The organism is Streptomyces melanogenes (assembly GCF_014649795.1).
In the GTDB taxonomy this organism is placed as follows: Bacteria; Actinomycetota; Actinomycetes; order Streptomycetales; family Streptomycetaceae; genus Streptomyces; species Streptomyces noboritoensis.
Genome location: NZ_BMTS01000004.1, coordinates 289,731 through 303,837, shown reverse-complemented (window position 1 = coordinate 303,837; position 14,107 = coordinate 289,731). Strand labels below are relative to the sequence as shown.

12 protein-coding genes and 1 pseudogene are annotated in these 14,107 nt (G+C 72.9%); 5 read left to right on the top strand and 8 right to left on the bottom strand.

All coding sequences use genetic code 11. The annotated features are described in order from the left end of the window. Position 1 precedes the first annotated feature (1 nt). Entirely contained in the window at positions 2–1,060 is a 1,059-nt protein-coding gene (locus IE252_RS11455) for an aldo/keto reductase (protein ID WP_190089243.1), read from the bottom strand. A 127-nt stretch (positions 1,061–1,187) separates the two neighbouring features. Between IE252_RS11455 and IE252_RS11450 the strand changes: the two genes are divergently transcribed. Then, positions 1,188–1,817 carry a TetR/AcrR family transcriptional regulator gene (locus IE252_RS11450; RefSeq protein ID WP_190089242.1) on the top strand — a complete coding sequence of 210 codons (630 nt, stop codon included), beginning with the start codon at positions 1,188–1,190 and terminating at the stop codon, positions 1,815–1,817. Here IE252_RS11450 and IE252_RS11445 read toward each other — a convergent pair. Then, positions 1,810–4,029, bottom strand: a complete 2,220-nt coding sequence (locus IE252_RS11445; RefSeq protein WP_308434532.1) for an RICIN domain-containing protein — start codon at positions 4,027–4,029, stop codon at positions 1,810–1,812. The genes IE252_RS11450 and IE252_RS11445 overlap by 8 nt on opposite strands. 254 nt (positions 4,030–4,283) lie before the next feature. Between IE252_RS11445 and IE252_RS11440 the strand changes: the two genes are divergently transcribed. Beyond that, a complete protein-coding gene (locus tag IE252_RS11440; RefSeq protein ID WP_190089241.1) occupies positions 4,284–6,590 on the top strand; it encodes a family 20 glycosylhydrolase in 2,307 nt (768 codons plus the stop codon). Here IE252_RS11440 and IE252_RS11435 read toward each other — a convergent pair. The 4 genes from IE252_RS11435 to IE252_RS11420 are packed head-to-tail and all read right to left on the bottom strand — an operon-like array spanning position 6,583 to position 9,833. Beyond that, the gene (locus IE252_RS11435; protein ID WP_190089240.1) at positions 6,583–7,077 is read right to left on the bottom strand and encodes a universal stress protein; all 495 of its coding nucleotides are present in this window, start codon (positions 7,075–7,077) and stop codon (positions 6,583–6,585) included. The genes IE252_RS11440 and IE252_RS11435 overlap by 8 nt on opposite strands. A 6-nt stretch (positions 7,078–7,083) precedes the next feature. Continuing rightward, positions 7,084–8,340, bottom strand: coding sequence for an SLC13 family permease (locus tag IE252_RS11430; RefSeq protein WP_190089428.1), 1,257 nt, complete (start codon positions 8,338–8,340; stop codon positions 7,084–7,086). A 59-nt stretch (positions 8,341–8,399) separates the two neighbouring features. After that, positions 8,400–8,873, bottom strand: coding sequence for an SLATT domain-containing protein (locus IE252_RS11425; RefSeq protein WP_229848217.1), 474 nt, complete (start codon positions 8,871–8,873; stop codon positions 8,400–8,402). Positions 8,874–8,891: 18 nt separating this feature from the next. Then, complete coding sequence (locus tag IE252_RS11420) at positions 8,892–9,833, bottom strand: AraC family transcriptional regulator (RefSeq protein WP_190089239.1); 942 nt, start codon at positions 9,831–9,833, stop codon at positions 8,892–8,894. A gap of 101 nt (positions 9,834–9,934) precedes the next feature. Between IE252_RS11420 and IE252_RS11415 the strand changes: the two are divergent. After that, a pseudogene (locus IE252_RS11415) lies at positions 9,935–10,841 on the top strand (MBL fold metallo-hydrolase). Here IE252_RS11415 and IE252_RS11410 read toward each other — a convergent pair. Further along, positions 10,834–11,703 carry an LLM class flavin-dependent oxidoreductase gene (locus IE252_RS11410; protein WP_190089238.1) on the bottom strand — a complete coding sequence of 290 codons (870 nt, stop codon included), beginning with the start codon at positions 11,701–11,703 and terminating at the stop codon, positions 10,834–10,836. The pseudogene IE252_RS11415 and the gene IE252_RS11410 overlap by 8 nt on opposite strands. A gap of 155 nt (positions 11,704–11,858) precedes the next feature. Here IE252_RS11410 and IE252_RS11405 point away from each other — a divergent pair, with 155 nt between their 5' ends. Next, complete coding sequence (locus tag IE252_RS11405; protein ID WP_190089237.1) at positions 11,859–12,506, top strand: hypothetical protein; 648 nt, start codon at positions 11,859–11,861, stop codon at positions 12,504–12,506. A 188-nt stretch (positions 12,507–12,694) separates the two neighbouring features. Continuing rightward, positions 12,695–13,372, top strand: a complete 678-nt coding sequence (locus IE252_RS11400; protein WP_229848215.1) for a maleylpyruvate isomerase family mycothiol-dependent enzyme — start codon at positions 12,695–12,697, stop codon at positions 13,370–13,372. 6 nt (positions 13,373–13,378) lie between these two features. Here the strand turns inward: IE252_RS11400 and IE252_RS11395 are convergent, their stop codons facing one another. After that, positions 13,379–14,029 (bottom strand): hypothetical protein, encoded by a 651-nt coding sequence (locus IE252_RS11395; protein WP_229848213.1) that lies wholly within the window; start codon positions 14,027–14,029, stop codon positions 13,379–13,381. Positions 14,030–14,107 lie beyond the last annotated feature (78 nt).

The window sequence follows — 14,107 nt, the reverse complement described above, 5'->3', positions numbered from 1 at the left end:
CCTACGCCTGCCCGGCACCCGCCCCGCCCGTCATCGGCGGGTTGAGCCGGGCGAACCCCTCCTGTCGCTCGTACGGGAAGTACGGGTAGGGCGCGGTCCGGCCGCTCGCGGCGTCGAGGCGGGCGACCTGCTCGGCCGTCAGGGCCCAGCCGAGCGCGCCGAGGTTCTGCCGCAGCTGCTCCTCGTTGCGGGCGCCGATGATGACCGAGGAGACGGTGGGGCGGCGCAGCAGCCAGTTGAGGGCGATCTGCGGGATCGTCCTGCCGGTCTCCTCCGCCAGCTCGTCGAGCGTGTCGACCACCCGGTAGAGCAGCTCGTCCTCGACGGGCGGGCCGTAGTCGGCGGTGGTGTGCAGCCGGCTCTGCTCCGGCAGCGGCTGCCCGCGGCGGATCCTGCCGGTGAGCCGGCCCCAGCCGAGCGGGCTCCACACCACCGCGCCGACGCCCTGGTCGGCGCCGAGCGGCATCAGCTCCCACTCGTAGTCACGGCCCACCAGCGAGTAGTACACCTGGTGTGCCGCATAGCGCTGGTAGCCGTACCGGTCCGCCGTGGCCTGCGACTTCATCAGCTGCCAGCCGGAGAAGTTGGAGACGCCGGTGTAGCGGATCTTTCCGGCCCGTACCAGGTCGTCGAGCGTGGACATGACCTCCTCGATCGGGGTGCCCGCGTCGAAGGCGTGCAGCTGGAAGATGTCGATGTAGTCGGTGCCGAGGCGGCGCAGCGCGTCCTCGACGCCGCGGATCAGGCGCGAGCGGGAGGTGCCCGCGTCGCCGGGTCCGTCGCCCATCGGCAGTCCGGCCTTGGTGGAGATGATCACCTCGTCGCGCCGCCCCTTGATCGCCGCGCCGAGCACTTCCTCCGAGGCACCGGCGGAGTACACGTCGGCGGTGTCGAACATGGTGACCCCGGCCTCCAGGCAGATGTCCACCAGTCGGCGCGCCTGCTCCGCGTCGGTGTCGCCCCAGGCGCTGAAGAGCTCCCCGCGCCCGCCGAACGTCCCGGCCCCGAAGCTCAGTGCGGGCACCATCAGCCCCGACGCGCCCAGCCGCCTGTATTCCATGACAGGTTCCTCTCCGTGTGCAGCCGGTGCGGTCGCCGAGCGACGACCACTAACGGTTCTGCGGTTCCGTTAGGATGTGCCCACAACGTAGCAGAGCCTCACCCGTTAATGGAACAGGAGACCCGTTATGGCTTCCGGAGACGCAGACCCGGGGACCGTCCGGCCCGGCGGCCGCACCGCTCGCGTACGGACCGCGGTGCTCGCCGCCGCCGGTGACGCGCTCGCGGAGGGCGGTCTCGCCGAGCTGGACCTGGCCGATGTGGCGCGCCGCGCCGAGGTCGGCAAGACCACGGTCTACCGGCGCTGGGGCACTCCGGCGGGCCTCGTGGCCGACCTGCTCGCGGACATGGCCGAGCAGTCGCTGCCGCGCACGGAGACGGGGACGCTCCTGGGCGATCTGCGCGCCAACGCCCGGCTCGTCCAGCGCACCCTGGCCGACGCCCGCCAGGGCCCCCTCTTCAAAGCGGTGATCGCCGCGGCGACCTGCGACGAGCAGACCGCCGCCGCCCTGCACCGCTTCTACGAGACGCGCGTCGACGAATGGGCGCCGTGCGTCCAACAGGCCGTTGAACGAGGAGAGTTGACGAAGGGGACCGACACCCGCGAAGTGATCCGCGCGGTCTCGGCCCCCCTGTACTACCGCCTGCTGACCACCGCCACCGTGCTCGACGAGGCGGCGGCGGACCGCGCCGCCGAGGCCGCGGCCGCCGCCGCACGCGCGGGGGTCTTCACGACCGGTGGCGGAACGGTCAGGTGATCGTCCACTGCTGGAGCGCGCTGTGGGTGTCGGCCTGCTGGGTGACCCGGCCGCCGTCGGAGCCCGACGACGTCGTCAGCAGCAGTCCGCTGTGCGCGTTGGCGATGGCGTAGGCGCCCGAGGCGAGTCGGGTGACGTTCCAGCGCTGGTTCGCACTGCCGGTGCACGTCCACTGGATCACCGCCGTGCCCGGTGCGGTGAGCCCGCCGTCGTCGTCGGCGCACAGGTTCGAGTAGGCGTTGACCAGCGTGTACGAGCCGTCGGACTGCTGGGTGAAGTTCCAGATCTGGTTGGACCCGCCGTTGAGCGACCAGGTCACCAGCTGCACCCCGGTCGCCTTGGACCAGTCGGGGTCGTCGAGCCCCTTGCCGGACACGGATACGGTGTGCGGGCCGTTCAGGTTCGCCGGGGCCGAGCCTGTCGCGGTCAGGGTCAGCGTCTGCTCGGCGGCGGTGCGCGAGCCGCCGACTCCGCCCGTCGTATTGGTCCAGGTGCGGACCGGTGTGGTCTCGGCGAGGCGGGCGGCCTCCGACGACATGCCGAGCACCAGCCCGCTGTAGCGGTTGACCAGTCGGTACGCACCACTGCGTGCACCGCCGGACGACACCTCCGGGACGACGAACCACTGCTGCCCGACCGTGGGACCGCCGGATCCGGGCACGGTGGCGGACGGTTTGGCCGCCCAGGCGCGGCCGGTCTTCGCGTCGGAGTCGACGCCCAGCAGGTTCCCGGTGGCCGCGTTGGCGATCCGGTACGAGCCGTCGCCGTTGCCCGTGAAGGCCCACGCCTCCAGGTTCGAACCGGTGGCGGAGCCCAGCGAGGTGACCGTCGAGCCGCCGGAGGTCTGGGCGAGCACACGGCCGGATCCGCTGCCGACGCGGTACGTCTTCGTGGGGTCGACGGGCGGAGTGGCGGGCGCGGACGAGCCCACCGTGACCTCGGCGTACTCGCCGTCGGATCGGGCGCAGGCGATGGAGCAGTAGGACCGGAACGTCCTGCCGACGATCGTCGAGTTCGTGCGGTTCGCGGAGTCCACCATCCAGCGGTACCAGGAGCCGGAGGTGTAGCTGCCCGAGTCCCCGATCAGCCGCCACTTCTGCGTCGCCAGGTCGTCGGTCACGTAGAAGCGCTGGGGCGCCTTCCCCGAGACGACCTCCGGCTCGCCGATGTAGAGGCCGAGGTGGGCGTCGTAGGCGATGTTCATGATGAACAGGTCCGACTTGGCCGGGAGTTGGCCCGCCGCGACCTGCTGGTCGACGGTTCCGCCGTTGGCGGGGTCGTAGTCGTCGGACACCGGCGTGTAGCCGGTCGGGTTCGCCGAGGTCACCGGCACCATGTTGCTCTCCCGGCCGCCCACACCGGGCTGCGACCAGGCGCCGTCGTACCACTTCGACCAGGAGCCGCTCGCCATCTTCGAGGAGATCGGCGCGCGGGCGACGTGCGCCAGCCCGCCGGTGCTGCCGCCGGTGCCGCCCTTGGGGACGACCCGCGAACCGTAGTAGACGTAGAAGTAGCCCGACGCCGGGTCGACGAACAGCCGCTGGTCGCCGTCTCCGTAGTGGTACGTCTGCTGGGGGAAGGCCGTCGAGTCGTTGCGGGTGGTGCTGTACGGCGAGGTGATGGCGTGGCCGAGGATGGTCCACACCTTGCCCTGGTTCTTGGAGACCGCGTAGTCGATGGCGTCGTAGTGCAGGCCGTCACCGAAGGGCTGCGGGGTGAACTCGTTGTGCACCAGGCCGTACCAGTCCCCCGTGTCCGGGTCGACCCACACCCCGACCAGGTCGCAGAAGTTCTTCTGGGAGTAGCCCGAGCCCGACCCGGCGGACGTCGCCGTCACGCCGGTGGGGCTGTTGTTGCAGCGCCAGGTGGTGTCGTTGTTCCTGTCGCTGGAGTTGGCCGGGTTCACGGCGTTGCTGATCGCACTCGACCGGGTGGCGTCGTCGAAGTCCGTACCGGTGTAGAAGTCCCAGTACCGGGGCTCGCTCGCGCCGTAGAGCGCGGCGGACTGCTGGAAGTAGAAGGTGCCGTCCTTGTCGACGTAGGAGGCGGCCGGGGTGTCGGTCGGGTACTTGTAGGAGTTCACCGACCCGATCGAGATCGTGTACGTGGCGTCGGGCGCGGCCGCCGACGCCGGTTCCGGAGCCAGCACGACGCCGGCCAGCAGGGGGATGGCCGCGGCCGTTGCCGCGAGGGCTCTTCGCAGGCGTGACACAGGTCGTCGTCCTTTCTCTCCGAGGAGGAGCGTTCGCCCGATCCCACTGCCGGTGGCGGCCGGGAGTACATGTGTTTTCGTCGTCGCTTCTTGGGTTTTCGTGCGCGGACAGCGCCGCGGAAGCCCGCTCCCTGCTCGATCGCGCGCGATACGGCGGAGTTTCGAGCATCTCTTGACATGGACGCGGCACTACGCTGCACTGGCGCCACTCACCTCGCACGCCCCCTGCCCCCTTCCTTGACCAGGGATACGCCATGCGACTGCTCAGATTCCTGATCGCCGCGGTCTGCGCGCTGGCCGCGCTCGCCCTGCCCGGCGTCGCCGCCACGCCCGCCCAGGCGGCCGCCGGGCCCCCGCAGACCGTTCCGGCACTACGGCAGTGGACGGCAGGCTCCGGCACGTACGCCTTCACCGCCACCAGCCGGATCGCCGTCGACCCCGCCTACACCGCCCAACTCTCCGACGAAGCCGCCACGTTGGCGGACGACCTCGCCGCGCAGACCGGGCGGACGGTGGCCGTCGTCACCGGGACGCCCGCCACCGGCGACATCGGGCTCACCCTCGGCGACGGCACGCTGCCCGCCGAGGGCTACAAGATGACCGTCGGCCAGGCCGTCACCATCCAGGCGGCCACCGACACCGGCGCCTTCTACGGCACCCGCACCCTCCTCCAACTGCTCCACCAGTCCCCCTCGGTGCCCGCCGGGACGGCCGTGGACTGGCCCACCAAACCCGAGCGCGGCCTCATGATCGACCAGGGCCGGAAGTTCTTCACCGTCGCCTGGGTCCGCCAGCACATCAAGGAGCTGGCCTACCTCAAGCTCAACTACTTCCACTTCCACCTGTCGGACACGTACGGCTTCCGGCTCGAAAGCTCCACCCACCCGGAGATCGTCTCCACCGACCACTACACCAAGCAGGACATCGCCGACCTGGTGGCGCTCGGGCAGAAGTACCACGTCACCATCGTCCCGGAGATCGACACCCCCGGGCACATGAACGCGGTCCTGGCCGCCCACCCCGAGCTCAAGCTCAAGAACAGCTCCGGCACGGCCAGCGCCGAGTTCATCGACCTCTCGCTGCCCGGCACGTACACCCTGATCAAGGACCTGGTCAACGAGTACCTGCCGCTCTTCCCGGCCCGCTACTGGCACATCGGCGCGGACGAGTACGTCACCGACTACAACAGCTACCCCCAGCTGCTCAGCTACGCCCGCGCCCACTACGGCGCCGACGCCACCGCCAAGGACACCTACTACGGGTACGTCAACTGGGCCGACGCGCTGGTGCGGGCGGCCGGGAAGACCACCCGGATGTGGAACGACGGCATCAAGTCCGGCGACGGCACCGTCACCCCGAACGCGGACATCCTCGTCGAGTACTGGTACAACTACGGCCTCACCCCGCAGCAACTGGCGGCGGCCGGGCACACCGTGGCCAACGAGTCCTGGACACCCACCTATTACGTCCTCGGGGGCGCCAAACCCGACACCAAGTGGATGTACGAGACGTGGACCCCGGATCTGTTCCAGGGCAACAACACCCTCACCGACCCGGCCAGGAACCCCGGCTCGCTGATCCACGTGTGGTGCGACAACCCCAACGCGGAGACCGAGGACCAGATCGCGGCCGGCATCATGTACCCGCTGCGCGGCCTCGCCCAGCAGACCTGGGGGTCCCCGAAGCCGGCGAGCAGTTACGCCGCGTTCACCCCGATCGTCGCGGCCGTCGGCCACAACCCCGCCTGGCCGGGTCTCTCCCAGCCAGGCAACCTCGCCCGCAACCGCCCCACCACCGCCTCCAGCACCGAAACCGTCAACTTCCCGGCCGCCTCGGCCACCGACGGCGACGGCGCCACCCGCTGGTCCAGCGCCTACAGCGACCCGCAGTGGCTCCAGGTCGACCTCGGCTCCGCGCAGAACGTCAACCGCGTGGTGCTGCGCTGGGAGGCCGCGTACGGCAAGGCCTTCCAGATCCAGCTCTCCGACGACGCGACGACCTGGCGCACGCTCTACTCCACCACCAGCGGCACCGGCGGCGTCCAGGACCTCACCGGGCTCTCCGGCTCCGGGCGCTACCTCCGTCTGTACGCCACCCAGCGCGGCACCTCGTACGGGTACTCGCTGTACGAGTTCGAGGCGTACGGCGGCCAGTTGAGCGGCACCCGGACCCTCACCGCGGGCGGCAAGGCGCTCGACGACCCGGCGAGCTCCGGCACGTCCGGCACCCAGCTGATCACCTGGACCCCGCACGGCGGGCCCAACCAGCAGTGGCAGCTGGCCCTCAACGGCGACGGCAGCTACACCATGGTGAACGGCGCCTCCAAGCTCTGCGCGGACGTGGCCGGGAGCGCCACCACCGCGGGCGCCGCCGTCGTCCAGGCGACCTGCACGGGCCGCGACAGTCAGCGCTGGCAGTTCACCGGGCTGGGCGCGGGCCGCTACTCGGTCGCCAACAAGAACAGCGCGCTCCTGCTGACCACCGCGTCCGCCACCGACGGCGCCCTGGTCACCCAGCAGACGGCCAGCGGCTCGACGTACCAGCAGTGGCAGGTCAGCTGAGCCGGTCCGGTGGCTCCGGGGGCAGTGTGGCGACCCCCGGGGCCGGTTCGGGCCAGACCAGGAGGACGGGGCAGGGGGCGTGGTCCAGGACGAAACGGGAGGCGGGGCCCAGGCTCTTGGGGCCCAGCCGGGAGCGGTCGCCGTCGCGGGCGAAGACCAGCAGGTCGGCGCCCTCGGCGACGGCCACGACCTCCCGTTCCGTGCGCCCGGTGCGCTCCAGGCTCCGGCACGGGCGGCCGAGGCGTTCGGCGGCGGCGCGCAGCAGGTCCTGGGCGGAGAGGTCGGCCAGGTGTTCCAGGCGGGTGCCGGGGTCGCGTTCGGGGTGGCCGCGGCCGAGCAACCCGGCGTAGGCGCCGTGGGCCACCGCCGGCACGTCGTGGCCGGTGACGTGGAGGAGCACGATGTCGGCGCCGTCCGCCGTGTGGGCGCGGGCCGCGTCGACGCACGCGGGCCAGGAACCTTCGGTGATCCAGACGACGACGGTCATGGTGCATCAGCCTCCGAGCACGTGCAGCGACCCCCACAGTGCCAGCACGGCGAGCGCCAGGGCGAGGGGCACGACGAGAAGACCGAGCCGGGTGAACTCTCGCAGGTCCACGTCGCTGTCGTGCTCCCGCACGATGCGCCGCCACAGCAGGGTCGCCAGTGACCCGGCGTAGGTGAGGTTGGGCCCGATGTTGACGCCGAGCAGCACCGCGAGCACGGCGCCCGGGCCGGTCGGCGCGGTCAGCGGCAGCAGGACCAGTACGGCGGGCAGGTTGTTGATGACGTTGGCCAGTACGGCGGCCAGCGCGGCCACGCCGAGCAGCGCGGGCAGACCGGTGCCGTCGGGGACCAGATGGGCCAGGCCCGAGGCGAGGCCGTTGTCGACCACCGCGCGGACCACGATGCCCAGGGCGAGCACGAAGGCGAGGAACGGCAGCGCCGCGGCGCCGACCAGGGCGGCGGGTGTGGTGCGGCGCCGCACCAGCGCGCGGGTCGCCAGCACGAGCGCACCGGCCGCCGCCGCCCAGGCCGGGTCGATCCCGACCGCCGAGGTGAGCACGAACCCGGCCAGCGTGCCCGCCACGGTCAGCAGGGCGAACAGCGGCAGTTCGGGCGGCTCGGCGCGGGACGGGGCCGACGCCCCGGCGTCGAGGTCGGTGGCGAAGAACCGTCGCAGGACCGCGTACTCGACCCCGATGGCCGCCAGCCACGGCAAGGTCATGAGCGCGGCGAACCGGGTGAAGCTCAGCCCGCTGGCCGCGAACGCGAGCAGGTTGGTGAGGTTGGAGACGGGCAGCAGCAGCGACGCCGTGTTGGACAGATGGGTGCAGGCGTAGACGTGGGGTTTGGACCGCGCGCCGAGCCGGGCGGCGGTGGCGAACACCACCGGGGTGAGCAGCACCACCGTGGCGTCCAGGCTGAGCACCGCCGTGACGGCCGAGGCGACCGCGAACACCTGGGCCAGCAGGCGGCGCGGTTTGCCGGCGGCGGTGCGGGCCATCCAGGCCCCGCAGGCCTGGAACAACCCCTCGTCGTCGCAGAGCTGGGCGAGCACGAGGACCGCCGCCAGAAAGCCGATCACCGGCCCCAGCCGGGCGGCCTCGGCCTGCGCGTGGTCCAGGGAGATCGCCCCGCAGGCGACGACCGCACCCGCCGCCGGGACCGCCACCACCGCCTCGGGCCAGCCCCACGGGCGTACCACCGCACACACCAGCACGGCCAGCAGCAGCCCGGCCGACACAACCTCCGCACCCCAGGTGTTCAGGGCCAACTCCTCGCAGACAACGCCGATGACCAGCCCCTATGGAAACAGATCCCGGGGTGTCACTGCGGCAGCTGACCGCCCGCCACCGGCCCCGGCCGCAGTCCGCGGCGGCCCGCCGCCCAGTTCTGCACCTCGGTGGTCGCCACGTCCTCGATCTCCTCCTGGAGCCGCCGGCGGACCGTCTCGTCCCGCTCCTCCTCCGGGATCAGCCGGTAGCGGCGGATCGCCAGCCGCAGCCTGGACCAGGCCTCCGCGGAGAGCACATGCCGCTCGGCGTGGTTGAACACCTGCCGGAACCCGCCGATGAAGACGGTGAGTCCGGCCAGCGTGGCGGTGGCCGCGGGAGGCGCCTGGGTGCCCGCCGCGACGACGGTGGCGGCGCCGGTGAGCAGCGCGCCGAGCTCGGTGGTCCAGTGCCACCGCCGGGCCCGGTCGCGGGTCCGCGCGTACCAGTCGAGGTCGGAGAGGGCCTGCTCCAGGAGGGGGTCGTCGACCGGGGCGGGCTGCGGTGATGTGGGTCTGCGTATCGGCACGCCCTCATGTTCTCCCGGCTAGGCCGGTTCGGGGGCGCGATCTCCTTGATGCCCTTCCCGGTAGCGGCCGGGGGTGGTGCCGAACTCCCTGGTGAAGGCGTGGGAGAAGGCGTACGGGGTGCCGTAGCCGATCCGGGCGGCGATGGCGGCCAGCGGGTCGGTGGTGTCGCGCAGCAGGTGCGCGGCGCGGGTCAGCCGCCACCAGGTGAGGTACGCCATCGGCGGGCGGCCCACCAGCGCGGTGAACCGGCGGGCCAGGGTGGGGCGGGAGACACCGGCCTCGGTGGCCAGCCGGTCGTTGCTCCACGGGGCGGCCGGGTCCGCGTGCAGCGCGCGCAGCGCGGCAGCCACCACCGGGTCGCCCAGCGCGGCCGACCACGCTCCGGCCGTGCTCTCGCTCATCCAGGCCCGGATCATATAGACGAGCAGGAGGTCGAGCAGGCTGGGGACCGCGATGCCCGCGCCGGGGCGCCGGTCGCCGAGTTCGACGCCCAGCAGGTCGATGGCGGCGCGGAGTTCGGGGTGGCGGCCCACCCGGTGCGGCAGATGGACGACCTGCGGCAGCTCCGCCATGAGCGGGTGGACGCGGCTGTGGTCGAGCCGGTACTTGCCGCAGAGCACGTGGAGCTGCCCCTGCGCCTCGTCCGAACCGGCGACCGTGGGATACCCGTCGCCGGACCAGTCCTCGAACGGCAGCGCCCGCGCCACCGCCTCCGCGTCGACGGCGGAGTCCGCGAGCACATGCCCGGCGCCGTGCGGCAGCAGCACCGCGTCGCCCACGCCGAGCGCGACGGGGGCGCCGCCGTCGGGCAGCAGCCAGCAGGAGCCCTCCAGGACGATGTGGAAACCGGCTCCGTCGTACGGGGCGAGGCGGGTGCACCAGCTCCCGCTCGCCCGCACCCGGTCGGAGGAGGGCCGCCCGATCCGTACGGCCGAGATCGCATCGCTCACCACGTCCACCCCGGCAGCGTATCTCCTGGGCCGACGGTGAGACGCACGCGTATCGATATGAGCCGAACGGGCATTGAGAAGCTCATCCACTCCCCCGTACGGTCGCAGACATGAACAAGGAGAGCGAACAGCGCATCGTCCTGGGGGACGTCGAGGTCGCCCGGGTCGTGGAGTGGCAGGGGCCGTTCGTGCCCGCTCGGAGCCTCGTCCCGGAGGTCGGCGCCGAGGTGTGGAAGGACAACGAGGAAGTGGCTGGCGCCCGACCACTGGGAGCCGGAGAGCGACACGGCGGTGCTCGCGCTCCAGACGTGGGTGCTGCGCAGCGGCGGCCGGACCGTCCTGGTCGACACCGGGGTGGGCAACGGGCGCGAGCGGCCGGACTCGCCGCTCTTCCACCACTGGCAGGGCGACTTCCTCGGCGCGCTGGCGCGGGCCGGGGTGCGCCCGGAGGACGTGGACGTCGTCGTCAACACGCACATCCACAGCGACCACGTCGGCTGGAACACCAGGGACGCCGACGGGGAGTGGGTGCCCACGTTCCCCAACGCCCGCTATCTGCTCCCGGCCGCCGACGACTTCCACTACGGACCGGACAACGCGTACGCGAAGGGCGCCCGCCGGGACGACCGGCTGCTCCACGAGGACAGTGTGGCGCCGATCCACCGGGCCGGGCAGTCCGTGCTGTGGGACGGCTCGTACCGCATCGACGAACACCTCACCCTGGAATCCGCACCCGGCCACACCCCCGGCTCGTCGGTCCTGCGACTCACGTCCGGGACCGACCGGGCGGTCTTCGTGGGGGACCTGCTGCACAGCCCGGTGCAGATCCTCGACCCGTCCTGCAACAGCGGCTTCTGCCTCGACGCGGAACAGGCCGCCGACAGCCGCCGCCGCATCCTCGAACGGGCCGCCACCGAGCGGGAGTTGGTGGTCCCGGCGCACTTCGCCGGGGCCGGTCTGGTCGAGGTCCGGCGCGAGGGCTCCGGGTTCGCCCTCGCGCCGTCGACCGTCAGCTGAGCACCAGCGGGCGGACCTCCTCGGCGGTGAAGCGGACGAACGCCTCGGTGTCCGGTTCGTCGGGGGTGGGTTCGAGGATCACGCTGTCCGCCCCGGCCTCGGCGAGCCGCCGCACCGCCTCCGCGACGGCGGCGGCGTCCCCGGCCACACCGAACGCGTCCCCGCCCTTCTTGGTCGCGAGCTCCGCACGTACGCGTTCGGCGGCGTCCGGCCCGGTGGCGGCGAGCAGATAGGCGACCAGCGGGTGGTGGTCGGTGCGGGCGGCCGCGGCCCGGCCCTCGTCGACGAGCGTACGGGCCCGGCGCACCCCGTCCGGGCCGGTGCCCGCCACCAGGACGGTGCCGTCGGACGCCTCGCCGGACAGGCGCAGGGTGCGCGGGCCGGTCGCGCCCGACAGCACCGGGGCGGACCCGTGCGGCGGATAGTCCAGGGCGACCCCGTCGAGCCGCACATAGCGTCCGTCGACGGTGACGCTCTCCCCGCCCAACAGGCCGCGCAGCGCGCCGAGATGCTCCCGCAGCAGCGTCAGCGGCGACCCGGCCCGCGCCCCGACCTGCTCCATCCAGTCCTGCACCCCGTGCCCCACGGCCAGCGTGACGCGGCCGGGGAAGAGCCGGTGCAGCGTCGCGCTCTCCATCGCGGTCAGCGCCACATTGCGCAGCGGCACCGGCAGCAGCCCGACGCCCACGTGCAGCCGCTCGGTCCACGCGAGGGCGGCCGCCGCGCTGGCGATGCCGCTCTCCAGGAAGCAGTCCTCCCACAGCCAGAGCTGTTCCAGACCGGCGGAGTCGGCGGCGAGGGCGACGGAGCGGAGGCGTTCGGGGGCGTTCTGCGGGCGGAAGACGGCGCCAAGTGTGGTCATGGCGGGGTTACTTCCCCTGGTGCCGGCGGGCCGAAACGGGCGGAGGGAACTGGTGTGCCCACGGATGACCGGGTGAGGGGAGATGAGTACCTGTGAGTACGGGACTGAGTACGACCGCTCAGGTCGCGCCCGGCCTCGCCCCGGAAGCTGGGGTCATGACAACACCGCCCGCCGTCAGCCCCTCGCCCCTTCCGCCCGTACCGCCCCACCAGCCCCGACGCCCGCGTACTCGGCGCGCCTGGATCGTCGGCGCCGTCGCGGCGCTGGTCCTGGTGCTCGTCGCCGGGGCGTCGGTGTGGTGGCTGAACCGGGACGAGGACGACTCGCCGCTGGCCGGGCGGCCGCGCGTGACGGACGACTCGGCCGGGCTCTCGTACGCGATACCCGAGGGCTGGAAGAGCAACGACGGCAAGGACCTGATCCAGGCCTTCACCTCCTCGATCACCACGAAGGACTCCGGCGGCCGGGGCGGCGCCGCCGTGCTCGCCGGGCGGGGCAGGGGCATCGAGGAGCCGGACCTGAAGCGGCGGACGGAGACGGCGGCGCGGTCCAACGCGGAGTTCTTCTACCCGGACGGCAGGTCGACGGTGGAGGAGTCCAGGGCCACGACGGTGAGCGGCCACCCCGCGTACACGGTGGCGCTGGACGTGCGGGACGACAGCGGCAGGGCGGGCCGGATGCGCCTGACCATCGTCACGCGCGGCGGCGACCGCTCGGCCTTCCTGCTCGGCGTCACCGAGTCGCCCGAGCCCGGCGACAACGAGGTGGTCGACGCGGTGCTCGCGAGTGCCGCCACGGAGTGAGGGCGGCCCCGGCCCTGCCCGCCTGCCTGCGGCCGGAGCGGCTGTGACACGCTGCCACTGACGAAGAACCGGCCCGCCAGGAGGCGCCCCACCATGCACACCGCCGAACCGCTCGACCACCGGACGGCCGTCGCCACCGAGAGCGCCGGTTCGCGGGCCTGGTCAAGGGCGCCGATCCGACGCTCGCCGTGCCCACCTGCCCGGGCTGGACCCTCGTCGACCTGGTCAAGCACACCGGCGGCGCCCAGCGCATGTTCACGGCGCTGCTGCGCGCCCGCGTCCAGGAGCGGCCCAAGAGCCGTGACGTGGACCTGCGGCTGCCGGAGCGGGAGGACAGCTACGCCGACTGGCTGGCGGCGGGCGCGGCCGAGGCGGAGCAGGTGTTCGCCGGCACCGACCTCGACGCGCCGATGTGGGTCTGGGGCGCGGACGGCCACGCCCGCTTCTGGGTGCGCCGGATGCTGTTCGAGACCCTGGTGCACCGCGTCGACGCGGAGCGGGCCCTCGGCCTGGACTCCGAGATCGACCAGGCGCTCGCCCGGGACGGCGTCGACGAGTTCCTGGTCAACCTCCCCTTCGCCACGTTCTTCGCGCCCAAGGTCGCCAATTTGCGCGGCGCCGGGGGCGTCCAGCACCTCCGCTTCGCGTGCGCCGACACGGACGCCGAATGGCTCGTACAGCTGCGCCCCGACGGCTTCGGCGTCGTCGCGGACGGCGCCGGCACGGCCGCCGACGCGACCGTCCGGGGAACGGCCGCCGACCTCCTGCTGCTCGTCTACGGCCGCCTCGACCGCTCGGCCGGATCGGTGGGGACGAGCGGGGACGCGGAGCTGCTGGACCGCTGGTTCGCCAACTCCGAGTTCTGAGCGGGCTCAGGCGTCGCCCGCCAGCAGCCCCTGCGCCACCGCCCGGAACGACCACTTGCCCGCCCGCCGCGTGAACACCCAGACGAGGTCGAACCGTTCGGGCCACGCCTGCGGCGCCCCGGAGTCCGCGGCGCCCAGCGCCCGGACGATGTCCGGGATCCTGGAGTGCTCCCAGCAGATCAGGACCGGCGCCGGGGCCGCCAGCGCGGCGGCGGCCAGCGCGCTCTCCTGGCCCTCCGCGATCGACACGTCCACGCGCTCGTGCAGCGCCTCGGCCAGGGGCGCGACGGTCTGGCGCATCCGGTGCGCACCGGCGTGCGGCCCCGTGTCCGCCGCCGCGAAGAGCGTGGCGGGCCGGGGCAGCGGCGGGGCGGGCCGTCCGGAGGCCGCGACGAACAGCCCGGGCAGGGCCTTCGCGCGCTGCCAGCCGCGTGCGGTCAGCGACTTCTTGTCCCGCTGACCGCTCTCGTCCCGGCCCCGCTCGCCCCCGCCGGGCTTCTCACCGTGCCGGATGATCATGATGGTGGTGTCGGCCCCGGAGACGGAAGCCGACGTGGAGGCATGGCCCTTCGGGCCGCACCCGCTCAGCGCGAGCGGAACGCCCAGCGCCAGGCCCGCCAGCACGGTACGACGGGTCGCCCCGCTCCCCCGTTCCACCGCACCCTCCCACCCGCGAACCGGCATTCGTACCCGGGCAGACGGAAGATCCGGTGCCGGGGTTCCCTGCGGGCCGCC